The organism is Streptomyces sp. NPDC093510, from assembly GCF_040683555.1.
GTDB lineage: Bacteria > Actinomycetota > Actinomycetes > Streptomycetales > Streptomycetaceae > Streptomyces.
The window spans coordinates 92918-109091 of sequence record NZ_JBFBEE010000004.1 but is presented as its reverse complement, the minus strand read 5'-3'; the positions used below and the strand labels follow the sequence as shown (position 1 = coordinate 109091).

14 protein-coding genes are annotated in these 16174 nt (G+C 69.5%); 6 read left to right on the top strand and 8 right to left on the bottom strand.

Annotated features, from left to right (window positions below; genetic code table 11):
• The first annotated feature begins 186 nt into the window (after positions 1–186).
• Positions 187–366, top strand: coding sequence for a hypothetical protein (locus AB0N81_RS07540; protein ID WP_365356540.1), 180 nt, complete (start codon positions 187–189; stop codon positions 364–366).
• Positions 367–468: 102 nt separating this feature from the next.
• On the opposite strand, the gene AB0N81_RS07535 is transcribed toward AB0N81_RS07540, so the two are convergent.
• Together AB0N81_RS07535 and dnaE are read right to left on the bottom strand one after the other, a co-directional pair.
• A complete protein-coding gene (locus AB0N81_RS07535; protein WP_365356539.1) occupies positions 469–678 on the bottom strand; it encodes a hypothetical protein in 210 nt (69 codons plus the stop codon).
• Positions 679–795: 117 nt separating this feature from the next.
• Positions 796–4338: a DNA polymerase III subunit alpha gene (dnaE, locus tag AB0N81_RS07530; protein WP_365356537.1), complete on the bottom strand. Its 3543-nt coding sequence runs from the start codon at positions 4336–4338 to the stop codon at positions 796–798.
• A 229-nt stretch (positions 4339–4567) separates the two neighbouring features.
• Here dnaE and AB0N81_RS07525 point away from each other — a divergent pair, with 229 nt between their 5' ends.
• The 4 genes from AB0N81_RS07525 (at position 4568) to AB0N81_RS07510 (ending at position 9262) form a co-directional block, all read left to right on the top strand.
• Positions 4568–5896: a DUF2252 domain-containing protein gene (locus AB0N81_RS07525; RefSeq protein WP_365356535.1), complete on the top strand. Its 1329-nt coding sequence runs from the start codon at positions 4568–4570 to the stop codon at positions 5894–5896.
• A 37-nt stretch (positions 5897–5933) separates the two neighbouring features.
• Entirely contained in the window at positions 5934–6617 is a 684-nt protein-coding gene (locus tag AB0N81_RS07520; protein WP_365356998.1) for a hypothetical protein, read from the top strand.
• 42 nt (positions 6618–6659) lie between these two features.
• Positions 6660–7460: a DsbA family protein gene (locus tag AB0N81_RS07515; protein WP_365356534.1), complete on the top strand. Its 801-nt coding sequence runs from the start codon at positions 6660–6662 to the stop codon at positions 7458–7460.
• 83 nt (positions 7461–7543) lie between these two features.
• Positions 7544–9262 (top strand): alkaline phosphatase D family protein, encoded by a 1719-nt coding sequence (locus AB0N81_RS07510; RefSeq protein WP_365356532.1) that lies wholly within the window; start codon positions 7544–7546, stop codon positions 9260–9262.
• 44 nt (positions 9263–9306) lie between these two features.
• Here the strand turns inward: AB0N81_RS07510 and AB0N81_RS07505 are convergent, their stop codons facing one another.
• Positions 9307–9876: a dienelactone hydrolase family protein gene (locus AB0N81_RS07505; RefSeq protein ID WP_365356530.1), complete on the bottom strand. Its 570-nt coding sequence runs from the start codon at positions 9874–9876 to the stop codon at positions 9307–9309.
• A gap of 68 nt (positions 9877–9944) precedes the next feature.
• Between AB0N81_RS07505 and AB0N81_RS07500 the strand changes: the two genes are divergently transcribed.
• Complete coding sequence (locus AB0N81_RS07500) at positions 9945–11036, top strand: mechanosensitive ion channel domain-containing protein (protein ID WP_365356528.1); 1092 nt, start codon at positions 9945–9947, stop codon at positions 11034–11036.
• A gap of 33 nt (positions 11037–11069) precedes the next feature.
• Here AB0N81_RS07500 and AB0N81_RS07495 read toward each other — a convergent pair whose 3' ends face one another.
• The 5 genes from AB0N81_RS07495 to AB0N81_RS07475 all read right to left on the bottom strand — a co-directional run bounded on the left by AB0N81_RS07495 (position 11070) and on the right by AB0N81_RS07475 (position 15948).
• Positions 11070–12656, bottom strand: a complete 1587-nt coding sequence (locus tag AB0N81_RS07495; protein WP_365356527.1) for a Na+/H+ antiporter — start codon at positions 12654–12656, stop codon at positions 11070–11072.
• A 55-nt stretch (positions 12657–12711) separates the two neighbouring features.
• Positions 12712–13182: a GNAT family N-acetyltransferase gene (locus tag AB0N81_RS07490; RefSeq protein ID WP_365356526.1), complete on the bottom strand. Its 471-nt coding sequence runs from the start codon at positions 13180–13182 to the stop codon at positions 12712–12714.
• Positions 13179–14120: an RluA family pseudouridine synthase gene (locus tag AB0N81_RS07485; protein ID WP_365356524.1), complete on the bottom strand. Its 942-nt coding sequence runs from the start codon at positions 14118–14120 to the stop codon at positions 13179–13181. Before AB0N81_RS07485 ends, AB0N81_RS07490 begins: the two co-directional genes overlap by 4 nt.
• A 70-nt stretch (positions 14121–14190) precedes the next feature.
• Positions 14191–14808 carry a signal peptidase II gene (lspA, locus tag AB0N81_RS07480; protein WP_365356522.1) on the bottom strand — a complete coding sequence of 206 codons (618 nt, stop codon included), beginning with the start codon at positions 14806–14808 and terminating at the stop codon, positions 14191–14193.
• Positions 14809–14886: 78 nt separating this feature from the next.
• Positions 14887–15948 (bottom strand): TraR/DksA family transcriptional regulator, encoded by a 1062-nt coding sequence (locus AB0N81_RS07475; protein ID WP_365356521.1) that lies wholly within the window; start codon positions 15946–15948, stop codon positions 14887–14889.
• Positions 15949–16174: the final 226 nt, after the last annotated feature.

The window sequence follows — 16174 nt, the reverse complement described above, 5'->3', positions numbered from 1 at the left end:
TTCCTTCGAGTCTGCCCGACCCGGCGGAGGTTAACGGCCGGAACTCGATCTTCGGCGTGGCGCATCCGCGGATCGCCCGCCCACAGGCCTTATTACGCACGGTAATTCTCTGAAATGCGCTCTTTGTCGCCATATGTGAATCTGAACGCGTCTGGCCCCCAGATCCCCTTCAGGAGGAAGATCACCATGGCCAAGAACAAGAACCGTAAGCAGGGCGGCGATCAGAACCGCGCCTCGCAGGCCGAGCAGGCGCAGGAGCAGGCCAAGTCGGCCGCCTCTGAGGCCCAGTCGACGATGCAGTCGCAGGCCCAGGGCAACCCTGCTGATGTTGCCCGTAAGCACCAGCGTCGCTTCGGCCACAACTGACACACATCCAGGCACACATGAGGGGCGCACCCGGTTCGGGTGCGCCCCTCATGCCGTTCCGCTCCGGCCCGGTCCGGCCCGGTCCGGCCTTTCCGGTCAGGGTCAGTCGGTGAAGCCGTGCCGCTCGTGGGCGACCATGAACGAGCTCGGCCTCTCCAGCTCGGACAGGCGCGGCCGCGCCACCTTGCGGCCGCCCTGGAGGACCGCGTACGCGGCGCGCACGTGCCGCACGCGGTCGAGGAACTCCATCCGCGGGAAGTAGGCGGCCAGCGCCCGGCGCGTCGCCTCCGGGGACTGGTGCGTCTCACGCATCAGAAATACGGCCTTGTCGACAGCGGCACCATTCACGGCACTCAACCCTCACACGCGAGAAGAACTAGATGCACTATGCATCTTACTCCCCGGGATGTCCGGTTTGGATAAGTACGGTCAGCCGGCCAGGCAGGACGGGCCGAGCAGCACCTTCAGGTCGCCGAAGAGGGCCGGGTCCGGCTTCACGCGATGCCGGTCGAGGCGCAGCACAGTGGTCTTCTGCGCCCCCTGGAGCTTGATCCGCACCTCGCTGTTGCCGCGGTGATGGCTGAGCACCTCCCCGAGGCGCGTGATCATCGGCGGGCTCACCTTGACCGTCGGAATGGTGATGATCACGGGCGCGTTGGTGCCCGCGTTCGACAGGTCGGGGACCTGCATCTCCATGGCGACGAGCCGGGGCACGTCCTCGCGCTTGTCGAGGCGTCCCTTGACGAACACCACGGCGTCCTCGACCAGTTGGGTCGACACCAGCTGGTACGTCGCCGGGAAGAACATGCACTCGATGGAGCCCGCGAGGTCCTCCACGGTGGCGATGGCCCAGGCGTTGCCCTGCTTGGTCATCTTGCGCTGCAGGCCCGAGATGATGCCGCCGATGGTGACGACAGAGCCGTCGGAGAAGTCACCGCCGGTGAGCTGCCCGATGCCCGCGTCCGCCTTGTCGGAGAGCACGTGCTCCAGGCCGAAGAGCGGGTGGTCGGACACGTACAGACCGAGCATCTCCCGCTCCTGGGCGAGCAGGTACGTCTTCTCCCACTCGTCCTCGGAGAACTCCACGTCGAGCCCGAAGCCCGGCTCGTCGCCGCCGGACTCCTCCCCCATCCCTCCGAAGAGGTCGAACTGCCCCTCGGCCTCCTTGCGCTTGACCGCGACCACGTTGTCGATCATCGGCTCGTACTGCGCGGTGAGGCCCTTGCGGGTGTGCCCCATCGTGTCGAACGCGCCCGCCTTGATCAGCGACTCCGTGGTGCGCTTGTTGCAGGCGGTGGCCTCGACCTTGTCCAGGTAGTCCGGGAAGGAGGTGAACTTCCCCTTCGCCTTCCGCGACCGGATGATCGACTCGACCACGTTCGTACCGACGTTGCGGACGGCCTCCAGGCCGAAGAGGATCACGTCGTCGCCCTGGGCGGCGAAGTTGTGCACCGACTCGTTCACGTTCGGCGGGAGGACCTTGATGCCCATGCGCCGGCACTCGTTCAGATAGACGGCCGACTTGTCCTTGTCGTCCTTGACCGAGGTGAGCAGCGCGGCCATGTACTCGGCCGGGTAGTTCGCCTTCAGGTAGGCGGTCCAGTAGGTGACCAGGCCGTACGCGGAGGAGTGCGCCTTGTTGAACGCGTATCCGGCGAAGGGGACCAGGACGTCCCACAGGGCCTGGATCGCCTCGTCCGAGTACCCGTTCTTCCGGGCGCCCGCCTGGAAGAGGACGAAGTTCTTCTCCAGCTCCTCGGGCTTCTTCTTGCCCATCACGCGGCGCAGGATGTCGGCTTCGCCGAGCGAGTAGCCGGCGACGATCTGGGCGGCCTTCTGCACCTGCTCCTGGTACACGATGAGGCCGTAGGTGAGGCCGAGCGTCTCCTTCAGGGGCTCTTCGAGCTCCGGGTGGATCGGCGTGATCTCCTGGCGGCCGTTCTTGCGCTCGGCGTAGTTCGTGTGCGAGTTCATGCCCATCGGGCCCGGCCGGTACAGGGCCGAGACGGCGGAAATGTCCTCGAAGTTGTCGGGCTGCATCTGGCGCAGCAGCGAGCGCATCGGACCGCCGTCGAACTGGAAGACGCCGAGCGTGTCACCGCGGCAGAGCAGTTCGAACGTCTTCGGGTCGTCCAGCGGGAGGGAGAGCATCTCCAGGTCGATGCCCTTGCCCGCCCGCACCATCTTGACGGCGTCGTCCATGATGGTGAGGTTGCGCAGGCCCAGGAAGTCCATCTTGAGCAGGCCGAGCGACTCGCACTGGGGGTAGTCCCACTGCGTGATGGTCACGCCGTCGGTGTGCCGCGTCCAGAGCGGGGCGTGGTCGACGATCGGCTCACTGGACATGATCACGCCGGCCGCGTGCACACCCATCTGCCGGACCAGACCTTCCACACCCTTCGCGGTGTCGATGACCTTCTTCACGTCCGGCTCGTTCTCGTACATCCCCCGGATCTCGCCCGCTTCGCTGTAGCGCGGGTGCTTGGGGTCGGTGATGCCGGAGAGGTCGATGCCCTTGCCGAGGACGTCGGCGGGCATCGCCTTGGTGAGGCGGTCGCCCATCGCGTACGGATATCCGAGCACGCGCGCGGAGTCCTTGATGGCGTTCTTCGCCTTGATCTTTCCGTACGTGCCGATCATGGCGACCTTGTCGGCGCCGTACTTCTCCGTCACGTACCTGATCACTTCGACGCGCCTGCGCTCGTCGAAGTCGATGTCGACATCGGGCATGGAGACGCGCTCGGGGTTGAGGAACCGCTCGAAGATCAGTCCGTGCGTGATCGGGTCGAGGTCGGTGATGCCCATCGCGTACGCGACGATCGAACCTGCCGCGGAGCCTCGGCCGGGGCCGACCGCGATGCCGTTGTTCTTGGCCCACATGATGAAGTCGGCGACCACGAGGAAGTACCCGGGGAAGCCCATCTGGATGATGATGTCCATCTCGTACTGGGCCTGCTGCTGCCGGTCCTCGGGGACACCTCCCGGATAGCGGCGCTCCATGCCGCGCCGGACCTCCTCCTGGAACCAGGTGACCTCGGTGAAGCCCTCCGGGATGTCGAACTTCGGCATCAGGTCGCGCTTCTCGAACATGCCCGTGGTGTCGATCTGCTCGGCCACCAGGAGGGTGTTGCGGCAGCCCTCCTGCCACGCCTCCGAGGAGTCGATGGCGTACATCTCGTCCGTGGACTTCAGGTAGTAGCCCGTGCCGTCGAAGCGGAAGCGGTCCGGGTCCGAGAGGTTCTTGCCGGTCTGGATGCACAGCAGGGCGTCGTGCGCCACGGACTCGTGCGCGTACGTGTAGTGCGAGTCGTTCGTCACCAGGGGCGGGATGCCGAGCTTCTTGCCGACCCGGAGCAGATCGTCACGGACCCGGCGCTCGATGTCGATGCCGTGGTCCATCAGCTCCAGGAAATACCGGTCCTTGCCGAAGATGTCCTGGTAGTCCGAGGCCGCCTGCACCGCCTCGTCGAACTGGCCGAGCCGCAGCCGCGTCTGCAGCTCGCCGGAGGGGCAGCCGGTGGAGGCGATAAGCCCCTCCGACCACTGGGAGATGGTCTCCTTGTCCATGCGGGGCCACTTCTGCAGCCAGCCCTCCGCGTAGGCGTCCGAGGAGAGCCGGAAGAGGTTGTGCAGGCCCGTCTTGTTCGCCGCCCAGATCGTTTTGTGCGTGTAACCACCCGAACCGGACACGTCGTCGCGCTTCTGGTGCGGCTGGCCCCACTGGATCTTCCGCTTGTTGCGGCGTGACTCCGGCGCCACGTACGCCTCGATCCCGATGATCGGCGTCACACCCGCCTTCTGCGCCGAGTGGAAGAAGTCGTACGCACCGTGCAGGTTGCCGTGGTCGGACATGGCGATATGCGTCATGCCCATCTCATTGGCCGCGTCGAACATGTCCTTGAGCCGCGCGGCACCATCCAGAAGCGAGTACTGCGTATGGACGTGCAGGTGCGTGAAGGGCGGCTTGGTCACGGTGGAAGGCCTCCGGCGAACGAGGGGCGACAGGCTGCGGGCAGTCTGGAGGGGACAGCGTGGAAGTCTAATCCGGGGCGCTGACAGTCGGCGGGCACTCGGGAGTACGGTCGAGCGTTGGAAGGGGCGGAACATCTGTCCCGAGGGGGCGGAAAATCCCCCTGTTCCCGGGGGGCGGAGCGTCCGCCCCCGTGTCACGCACCACCCCCGCACCAGGAGGCACCCAGCGATGTCGGTCCCGCAGCCCACTGCTGAGCAGCGCGGCGAGCAGATCCTCGCCGTCTTCGACACCGCGTTCGGCGAGCTGCTCGCCGCGGACCCCGCAGCGTTCCGGGTGAAGTTCCGGAAGATGGCCTCCTCCGCCTTCGCGTTCTACCGCGGCACGGCCTGCCTCTTCTACGCCGACCTGGAGCGAGAGCAGCACGGCGGGCCCTACCTGGACGACCGCACGGGCCGGGTCTGGATCCACGGTGACCTCCACGCGGAGAACTTCGGCACGTACATGGACTCCCAGGGCCGCCTGATCTTCAACGTGAACGACTTCGACGAGGCGTACGTCGGCCCCTTCACCTGGGACCTGAAGCGCTTCGCCGCCTCCGTGGCCCTGATCGGGTACACGAAGGCGCTCGGCGACGAGCAGATCACCGACCTGGTGCGGATCTACGCAGCGGCGTACCGCGAGCGGATCCACGACCTGGCGACAGGCGCCAAGAGCGACGAGGTGCCGCCCTTCACGCTGGACACCGCCCAGGGCCCCCTCCTGGACGCGCTGCGCGACGCCCGCTCCCTGACCCGCTTCGGGCTGCTCGACTCCATGACGGAGATCCGTGACTTCGAGCGCCGCTTCGCGCCGGGCGGCGGGTCCATCGAGCTCGACGCCGCCACGCGGTACAAGGTCCTCGCCGCGTTCGACGGCTATCTGGAGACGCTCCCGGAGTCCTCGCTGACCCGCCCCGACTCGTACCGCGTGAAGGACGTCGTCGGCCGCCGCGGCATCGGCATAGGGTCCGCCGGCCTGCCCTCGTACAACATCCTCCTGGAGGGCAACAGCGACGCCCTGGAGAACGACGTCGTGATCTACCTCAAGCAGGCGCAGACCCCCGCGGTCTCCCGCCACATCACGGACCCGGCGGTCCGCGGGTACTTCCAGCACGAGGGACACCGCACGGTCATCTCGCAGCGCGCCCTCCAGGCGCACGCCGACCCGTGGCTGGGCTGGACCGAGCTGGACGGCTCCGGCCAGCTCGTCGCCGAGGTGTCGCCGTACGCGGTCGATCTGGACTGGTCGGACATCGACGACCTGGAGGAGATCGCCTCGGTCGTCGCCGACCTGGGCCGCGCCACGGCCACGATGCACGCGGCGGCGGACGACGAGAGCGGGCACTCGGACCTGGTGCCGTTCTCCACGGAGCGCGCCATCGACGCCGCGATCGCGGCGGACGAGGACGGCTTCGGGGACCTGCTCGTCGACTTCGCGCACAGCTACGGCGCACGCGCCAGGGCGGACCACCAGATCTTCGTCGACCTGTTCCGCAACGGCCGCATCCCGGGCCTGTAGGCGTCCCGCACAGGAACACATGGCACACTCCTCCGCGATGGACATATCCGGGACCCAGTTCAGAGTCGTGCGCGCGGCACTCTTCACGGCACTCGTCGTGACGCTCTCCGCCGCGTCGCATGTCCTGCTGTCCCGCGTCCCCCTGCCGCTGACCACCGTCGCGGCGATCGCCGCCGCCGTCTTCGTCATCGCGTACGCGCTGGCGGGCCACGAGCGGGGGTTCGGGCGGATCGCGTCCCTGCTGATCCCCCTGGAGCTGGCCGCCGACACGGTGTTCACCGCGGGCCAGCACGTCTGTTACGGCGAGGCGGGCGGCCCGGTCGCGGGCCCGCTGCGCTCCGTCGGCTTCGACGTGCTGTGCGGCGGGGCGCCCGTCGGTTCCCCGCTGGCCCGCATGACCGCCGAGGGGCACGGCCCCGCGGCCCTGCTCGCCGACGTGGACCCGGCCGCCGCCTGGCTGCTGCTCGGGGCACACGTCGGCGTGGGCCTTCTCGCCGCGGCCTGGCTGCGGCGCGGTGAGCGGGCACTCGCCCAGCTGCTGCGCGCCGTCGCCGCCGCGACGTTCCGGCCCCTGCTGATCGCGGTCGCCGCGGTCACCACCTCCCGCATGCCCGTACGCCGCCTGCCGCGTCCCGCGCGCCGGGTGCGGGCGGCGCGCACGCGGCTGCTCGTGCACTTCGTGGGGCGGCGTGGACCGCCTTGCTCGGCCGTCGTCGTCTGAGCACAGCACCCCACGCAGTACACCCACACGGAGAAAAAGATCATGAGCAAGCGCAACAGCCAGGCCGCCAAGTCCGCCGCCCGTGAGCGTATCCGCGCCCAGCAGGAAGCCGAGCGCAAGCGGGAGAAGCAGAAGCGGGCGGCCATCGTCGGTGTCTCGATCGTCGCCGTCCTCGCACTCGCCGGCGGCGTGGGCTACGCCGTCATGCAGACCAACAAGCCCGGATACTGGGAAGAGGCCAAGGACAAGAAGGTCGTCAAGCCCGCGAACACCTCGGGCGAGGACGGCACCACGGTCACGATCGGCAAGTCCGCCACGAAGAACACGGTCCACCTGTACGAGGACCCGCGCTGCCCCGGTTGCGCGGCCATGGAGCAGTCCATCGGCTCCGCGATCGACAAGGGCATGAAGGACGGCGACTACAAGCTGAACTTCACCATCGGCACGTTCCTCGACAACAACCTCTCGGGCACGGGCTCGAAGAACGCCCTGAGCGCGCTGGGCGCCGCGCTGAACGTCAGCCCCGAAGCGTTCCTGGAGTACAAGACCGCGCTGTTCTCGACGAAGTACCACCCTTCGGAGTCCACGGACGACTTCGCGAAGGACGAGTACCTGCTGAAGGTGGCGAACAGCGTGGACACCCTCAAGGACAACAAGAAGTTCAAGAGCGCTGTCGAGAAGGGGACCTTCGACCCCTGGGCCCTCAAGATGAGCGACTCCTTCCAGTCGGCCAAGGGCGTGGAGTCCACCCCGACCATCAAGATCAACGACAAGGTGGTCGAGACGCCGAAGACCGCGGACGCCTGGAAGGCCGCCCTGAAGAAGGCGGGCGTCACCAAGTAGCGAACTGAACAGTCTTCAAGAGGGGGGTGAACGTGATGAGTTCGCCCCCCTTTGGCGATTACCGATCAGTATCGTAATCGTCCGTGACCAGTCGAAACGATCTTCAGCCGTCGCTCAACTCCCCGGCCCCCGGGCCCGACTCCTCCTCCCCCAGGCCCAACTCCCCGGCCCCGAGCCGCCGTACCGTCGTCAAGGCCGCGGCCGCCGGCGCCGCGCTCGCCGCACCGCTCGCCTCCATACCCGCGCACGCCGCCGAGAGACCCGCATTCCACCACGGGGTCGCCTCGGGAGACCCGCTCCCCGACGGCGTCCTGCTCTGGACCCGCGTGACCCCCACGGCGGACGCCGCGCCGGGTTCCGGCAAGGGCCCCGACACCGAGGTGAGTTGGGAGGTCGCCGAGGACAAGGGCTTCACCCGGGTCGTCGGCCGGGGCAGTACCACCGCGCGGGCCGCGTCCGACCACACGGTCAAGGCCGATGTAAGGGGCTTGCGCCAGGCGACCACGTATTACTTCCGCTTCTCCGTGACGCCCGCCGGGGACGGCTCCCCGGTGCACTCCCCCATCGGCCGCACCCGCACCACCCCCGCCCACGACGCGTCCGCGCACGGCGTCCGGTTCGGCGTGGTGTCCTGCGCCAACTGGGAGGCGGGCCACTTCTCCGCGTACCGCCATCTCGCGGCCCGCACGGAGCTCGACGCGGTCCTCCACCTCGGGGACTACATCTACGAGTACCAGAGCGGCGAGTACCCGACCGCCGAGTACGTCGTACGTCCGCACGAGCCGAAGCACGAGATCAGGACCCTCGCCGACTACCGCGCCCGGCACGGCGTCCACAAGACCGACCCCGACGCGCAGGCCATGCACGCCGCGCACCCGGTCATCGCGATATGGGACGACCACGAGTTCGCCGACAACGCCTGGTCGGGCGGCGCGGTGAACCACACCCCCGGCGGCGAGGGCAGCTGGGCGGAGCGCGTGACGGCGGCCAAGCAGGCCTACTTCGAGTGGATGCCCGTACGTCCCTCCACCGAGGGCACCGTCTACCGCCGCGTCCGCTTCGGCAGGCTCGCCGATCTGCACCTGCTCGACCTGCGGTCCTTCCGCTCCGAGCAGGCGGGCTTCGGCAGCGGCGAGGTGGACGACCCGGACCGCACGCTCACGGGCCGCGCGCAGCTCGACTGGCTGAAGTCGGGCCTCGCCTCCTCGGACGCCGCCTGGAAGCTGGTCGGCACCTCGGTGATGATCTCGCCGGTCGCCTTCGGTTCCCTGCCCGCGCATCTCCTGGAGCCGCTCGCGGAGCTGCTCGGCCTGCCCAAGGAGGGGCTGGCCATCAACGCCGACCAGTGGGACGGCTACACGGACGACCGCAAGGAGCTCATCGCCCACCTGCGCGACCGGAAGATCCGGAACACCGTCTTCCTGACCGGTGACATCCACATGGCGTGGGCCAACGACGTGCCGGTCAGGGCGGCCACGTACCCGCTCTCACCCTCCGCGGCCACCGAGTTCGTGGTCACGTCCGTGAGCTCCGACAACATCGACGACATGCTCCACGTCGCCCCGCACACGGTCTCCCTCGTGGCCGCGAGCGCCATCAAGGCCGCCAACCGCCACGTGAAGTGGCTGGACATGGACTCGCACGGCTACGGGGTCCTCGACGTCACCGCCGAGCGTTCGCAGATGGACTACTACGTCGTCTCGGACCGGACCGACCCGGCGGCCACCTCGTCCTGGGCCCGTTCGTACCGCACGCTCAGCGGCACGCAGAAGGTCGAGCGCGTGCACGCGCCGGTGCGCTGACCGTCAGGAGCGGTGCCGGAGCGGTTTCGCAGCAGTTTCGGCGACTAGAGCGTCTCCAGGAAGCCGAGCGCCGTGCGCCACGTCGCCTCCGTGGCCTGCGCGTCGTAGTCGTCGAGGTCCGGGTCGGTGTAGAGGTGCCCGGCGCCCGCGTAGCGGTAGATCTCCACGTCGGCGCCGGCCCGGCCCATCCTGAGGTACCAGGCGCTCAGCCAGTCGTCGGACTCGAACGGGTCGGGTTCGGCGACGTGCAGCTGTACGGGCAGCTCGTCCACTGACGCGTTCTCCGCGAGGTCGGACGTACCGTGCAGGAGCAGCAGGCCGCGTGCCTTCTCGTCGCCCAGGGCGAGGGTCTGCGCGGTCGCGGCGCCGAGCGCGAAGCCCGCGTACACGAGCCCCCGCTCCGAGTAGGGCGCGGCGGCGAGGATCGCCCGCTTCAGGAGCTCGTCCTTGCCGAGCTCGCTCTGGAAGGCCCTTCCTGCCTCGACGTCGTCGAAGACGCGGCCCTCGAAGAGGTCCGGGGTCCACACCTCGTGCCCGGCGGCACGCAGCCGGTCCGCGGCCGCGTGCACCGCGGGCCGCAGACCGTACGTCGAATGGAAAAGCACGATGTTCATGGAGCCATCGTGCCATCCTCCGGGGCCCCCTCCCCTCGGAGGCACCACGTGCCCCTACTCTCGGAGGCATGGAGAACGTACTGCGCCCGTTGATCGTGATCGGCGGCTCGGTCGTGCTCACAGTGGTGGTCGGCTGGCTGGTCGACTTCGCTATGCGCCGGGCCGACGAACGGCACCACGAGACCCCTCTGTGGGGTCTGCTGCGCCGCTGCCGCGTCCCCTTCCACGTCGTCCTGTGCGCCGCCCTGCTGAGAGGCTCCTACGACAAGGCCGAGCTCGCCCGGGACCACTCAGCGGCCATCGGGCGGATTCTGTCCCTCGTGCTGATCGGCTCCACGGCCTGGCTCGTGGTGCGGATCGCCGCGGCGATAGTGGAGTCCACGTACGCGCGATACGCCACGATCCACCGCGACCCCGCCCGGGTCCGCAGGGTCCGTACGCAGGTGACACTCATCCAGCGGGTGGTCACCGCGGTCGTCGCCGTGGTGGCGACCGCCGCGATGCTGCTGACCTTCCCCGCCATGCAGGCCGCCGGCACCTCGCTGCTGGCCTCGGCCGGCATCCTCGGCATCGTCGCCGGTGTCGCCGCCCAGTCCACCCTCGGCAACCTCTTCGCGGGCCTGCAGATCGCCTTCGGCGACATGGTGCGCATCGGGGACACCGTCGTGGTGGAGGGCGAGTGGGGCACCGTGGAGGAGATCACCCTCACGTTCCTCGCGGTCCGCACCTGGGACGAGCGCCGGATCACCATGCCCGTGTCGTACTTCACGTCGAGGCCCTTCGAGAACTGGTCCCGCGGCGGTGCGCAGATGACCGGCACGGTCTTCTTCCACCTGGACCACTCGGCGCCGGTCCACAAGATGCGCGCGAAGCTCAAGGACATCCTGCGGGACTGCGCGGCGTGGGACGGGCGGGACTGGGGGCTCGCGGTCACGGACACGACGCCGAGCACCATGCAGGTCCGCGCCCTGGTCACCGCGAAGGACGCGGACGACATCTGGACCGTGCGGGTCTTGGTGCGCGAACAGCTCATCCAGTGGCTCACCGAGCACCATCCGTACGCGCTGCCGCGGGTCAACACGGCCTCCGCGGAGCCGTCGCCGAACGGCCACCGCCCGCTCCACCTCGCGCCGAAGTCCCCGCGCACCGGCCGCGGCTGACCCTCGATAACGGAATGACGGGCTGACAGGCTCTCAGCGCAGGCTGCGTACGTCGAGGTGGTGCAGGACCCGGTCGACGACCTCCGGGTCGGCGCCGGCCTCGCTGCGCGCGGCGAGCACTTCGTGGCGGGCGGCCGACATCATCTCGCGCTGGATGCGCTGGACGGCCTTCAGCCGGTCGACGCGCTTGGCGTACCGCTCGCGCCGTTCGTCGTCGAGCAGGTCGGGGCTGATCCTGGTGCCGATGTCGAGGGCGCCCCTCTGGAGCCGCTCGCTGACGTCGTCGGGGAGCTCCTCGACCTCCTGGATCTCCTTGAGGCGGCGCTTGGCGGCCTTGGCGGCGCGGAGTGCGAGCGTGCGTTCCAGCTCGCGCTCCGCGTCGGCGTCGGCGCGCACCCCGAGCTTCCGCACCAGCCAGGGCAGGGTGAGCCCCTGGACGACGAGGGTCGCCATGATGACGCAGAACGCGATGAAGATGATCTCGTCGCGGGCCGGGAACGGGGTCCCGTCGTCCGTTTTGAGCGGAATGGCGAGCGCCAGCGCGACGGAGGCCACGCCCCGCATCCCCGACCACCACATGACGACGGTCTCGCGCCAGGTGGTCGGGATCTCCTCGTCGACGTCCCGCCGCTTGTGGAGCCGCTTCGCCAGCCAGGTCGCGGGCAGCAGCCACAGCAGCCGTACGCCGACGACGACCGCGACGACCGCGGCGCCCCAGCCGAACATGTGCCACTCGCGGCCGTCCGCGATGCCGAAGACGTTGTGCAGCTCAAGGCCGATGAGTCCGAAGGCGATGCCGGTGACCAGGGTGTCGACGATCTGCCAGAAGGTCTGCCCGGTGATGCGCCCGAGCACGTCGTCGGCGTCGACGGCGTTCTCGGCGAGGTAGAGCGCGGTGGTGAGGACGGCGAGCACGCCGGAGCCGAGCAGCTCCTCGGCGAGGACGTAGCTGACGAACGGCACGAGGAGCGTCAGACCGGTCTGCAGGGTGGCGTCACCGAGCAGCCCCATGAGCTTGTTGGTGAGCCAGCCGAGCACGAGACCGACGGCGATCGCGACCACGGCCGAAAGCACCAGGAGACCCACGGCCGACGGCCAGGAGAAGGTGCCGCTCACCGCCGCCGCGATCGCCACGTGGTAGAGCACGATCGCCGTGACGTCGTTGAAGAGCCCCTCGCCCTCCAGGATCGACACGAGCCTGCGCGGCAGCCCGAGCGACCCGGCGACCGCGGTCGCCGCGACGGGGTCGGGCGGCGCCACGAGCGCGCCGAGCGCCACGGCCGCCGCGATCGGCAGCCCCGGCACGATGGAGTTGGCCATCGCGGCGACGGCCGCCGTCGTCACGAACACGAGTGCCACGGCGAGCAGGAAGATCGGCCGGATGTTGGCCGTGAACTGCCGCCAGGACGTGCGCTGCACGGAGGCGTAGAGGAGCGGCGGGAGTACCAGCGGAAGGATGTAGTCCGGCGGGATCTCGACGTTGGGCACGAACGGCAGCAGAGCCATGCCGATGCCCACCAGCGTCATGAGCACGGGCGCCGGCAGCCCGAGCCGGTCTCCCAGGGGCACGGTGAGCACAGCACCGAGCAGCAAGATGAGCACCAGCGCAAGTTGATCCACGGGTGTGCCCTCCGGCGGTCGAGGCTTGGACGATCAAGACCTCAACCCTGCCACGCTACTCGCCCAACGACTTGCGCATCGCGCGGTGCGGGATGCCCGCGTCGGGGAACTCCGGCCCGTACGCCTCGTACCCGAGGCGTTCGTAGAAACCCAGGGCGCGTGTCTGCGCGTGCAGGTCCACCGCTGTCAGGCCACGCGCGCGTGCCGCGTCCTCGATGGCCGCGACCAGGGAGGCTCCCACGCCGAGGCCGCGCGCGGAGCGCGTCACCGCGAGCCTGCCGAGCGCGCCCACTTTGGCGTCGCCGCCGTTCTTGGCGGCTGCGGCTGACCCGGTCAGGAGCCGGCCCGTGCCCAGCGGGACGCCGTCCTCGCGCACGGCGAGGACATGCACTGCCCCGGCGTCGTACGCGTCGTACTCCAGCTCTTCGGGGACCTGCTGCTCGGCCACGAAGACGTCCTTGCGGACCGCGAAGCAGGCCTCCAGGTCGTCCGCGTCCCGGGCGACCCGGACCGTCACACCGGTCACGCGCTCTCCGCCCGCACCCGGTCGAGCGCCAGCTGGAGGTCGTCGGGATAGCCGCTCTCGTACTCCACCCACTGGCCGTCGCCCGGGTGCTCGAAACCGAGCCGGACGGCGTGCAGCCACTGACGCGTGAGGCCGAGGCGCTTGCCGAGCGTGGGGTCCGCGCCGTACGTCAGGTCGCCCACGCAGGGGTGCCGGTGGGCCGACATGTGGACGCGGATCTGGTGCGTGCGGCCGGTCTCCAGCTTGATGTCGAGCAGGGATGCGGCGCGGAACGCCTCGATCAGGTCGTAGTGCGTCACGGAGGGCTTGCCCTCGGCGGTGACCGCCCACTTGTAGTCGTGGTTCGGGTGCCGGCCGATGGGGGCGTCGATGGTGCCGCTCATCGGGTCGGGGTGGCCCTGCACCAGCGCGTTGTAGCGCTTGTCGACCGTGCGCTCCTTGAACTGGCGCTTCAGCGAGGTGTACGCGCGCTCCGACTTGGCGACCACCATCAGGCCGGACGTGCCCACGTCGAGGCGGTGCACGATGCCCTGGCGCTCGGCGGCACCGGAGGTGGAGATGCGGTACCCCGCGGCGGCGAGGCCGCCGATCACGGTCGTCCCGGTCCAGCCGGGGCTCGGGTGCGCGGCCACGCCGACCGGCTTCACGATCACGACGATGTCGTCGTCGTCGTGCACGATCTCCATGCCCTCGACGGGCTCGGCGACGATCTGCACCGGAGCGGGCGCCTGCGGCATCTCCACTTCCAGCCAGGCGCCGCCGTGCACCCGCTCGGACTTGCCGACCACCGAGCCGTCGACCGAGACCTTCCCCGCCGCGGCGAGCTCGGCGGCCTTCGTACGGGAGAACCCGAACATGCGCGAGATGGCGGCGTCGACGCGCTCGCCCTCAAGGCCGTCCGGCACGGGCAGGGTACGGATCTCGGGAATCGTGCTCACCCATTGAGTATGCAGGAGCGCACCGACACTCCCGCACCACAGGGCACCCCCGGGGGGCTTCCGCGGGGCCTCAGTCCTTGTGGACGGTGCCGTCCGGGTCGAGGCCGCGGAAGGACAGCAGCACGATCAGGATGCCGCCGCAGACGATCGCCGAGTCCGCGAGGTTGAAGACCGCGAAGCCCTTCGGAGCGATGAAGTCGACGACCGCGCCCTCGAAGACGCCGGGCGAGCGGAAGAGGCGGTCGGTGAGGTTGCCGAGCGCGCCGCCGAGCAGCAGGCCGAGCGCGATCGCCCACGGCAGGCTGTACAGCTTGCGGGCGAGCCGGGCGATCACCACGATGACCGCCGCGGCGATGCAGGTGAAGATCACGGTGAAGGCCTCGCCGAAGCCGAACGCGGCGCCCGCGTTCCGGATGGCGGAGAGGCGGAGCCACTCGCCGACCAGCTCGATCGGCTCGTGGTGCTCGAGCTTCGCCACCACGATCATCTTGCTGACCAGGTCCAGGGCGTACGCGACGACGGCCACCGCGAACAGCACGGCGATCTTGCGCTTGCCCCTGCCCTCGGTCCGCTGCCCGTCCTGACCGCCCGACGCCGTCTCCTCGGAGTCCGAACCGGACTGCTCCGACTCGTCCCCGGCCGCCTCAGGGATGTCCGGCGTACCGATGATGCGCTCCGCCTCTGCCACGTGAGTCCCTCAACCTAGGTGCCTGACTGGGGACGAGGGTACGGCACACGCGTACGGTCCCCGGTGCCCAGGCCGCGCTCAGTAGCGCCGTTCCTGCTTCTGCTTGCACTCCACGCACAGCGTCGCGCGCGGGAAGGCCTGCATCCGCGCCTTGCCGATGGGATTGCCGCAGTTCTCGCAGAGGCCGTACGTCCCCGCGTCGAGGCGCTCCAGGGCGCGCTCGGTCTGTTCGAGCATCTCGCGCGCGTTGGCGGCCAGGGACATCTCGTGTTCCCTCGTGATGTTCTTCGTGCCGGTGTCCGCCTCGTCGTCGCCCGCCCCGTCACCGGAGTCCCTCATCAGCCCCGCCAGGGCGTCCTCGGAGGCCGTGATCTCGCTGCCCAGGCGCAGCGCCTCGCTCTGGAGCTCCGTGCGGGCCTCGGCGACCTCCTCCGGAGTCCAGGGGTCCTCGCCCGGCCGTACCGCGAGCTCGCCGGGCTCCGCCGCGGCGGCCCGTGCCTTCGGCACCGCCGTGGGCTGCTCGGCCGCTGTCGCCGTGCCCGGAGTCTTCTTCGCAACCACCGTCGTGGCTCCCGTCGTCTCCGCGGCCTCAGCCGCATCCTCGGCCGCGGACGCGGCCGTTCCGTTGTCCGTGCTCCGCCCGGCCGCGGTTTTCTTGGCCGTGGTTTTCTTGGCCGCACTCTTCTTGGCGGCGCTTCTCGCCGTCGAGTGCTCCTTGGCAGCGCTCTCAGAGTCCGCCTCGGTCCCCGCCTCCTGAGCCTCCTCGGCCGCGGTTTCCGCGGCGGCGGTCTTCTTGACCGGGCCCGGAGCCTTCTTCGCCAGAGCCTTCTTCGCAGGGGCCTTCTTCGCGGGGGCCTTCTTCGCGGGGGCCTTCTTCGTAGGAGCCGCCTCATGCCCGGCGGCGGCGTGCTCGCCCGCGGCCGCTCTCACCGGCTCCCCCATCACCGCCTTCTTCGCCACCGCTTTCTTCGCGGCGACCTTCTTGGCCACCGCCTTCTTGACGGCGGCCTTCTTCCCCACCGCCTTCTTCCCCGCCGCTGCCTTCTCCCCCTGCACCGTCCCTTCGGCGTCGGACGCCGCCCCCGCGTCGGTGGATCTGCCGGACGCCGACTGCTGTACGGCGGTCTTCTTCGCCACCATGGCCGCGGCCCCTTCACATATTGTGATCTTGCTCGCGAATCGTGCTGGGACGATAAATCGACTCCAGGCCCGCGGCAACGGGGCACGCCGCCTGATCCGCCCGCCACACGGGTGCCGCACGGCGAGTCTGCATGCGTTGTGCCCAACTCCCTGGCGGGTAATCCGCCGGTGAGCGCGCGCCAGGAACCGCCCGTCCCGCATGTCGCCATTCGGGTCAGTCGTCACC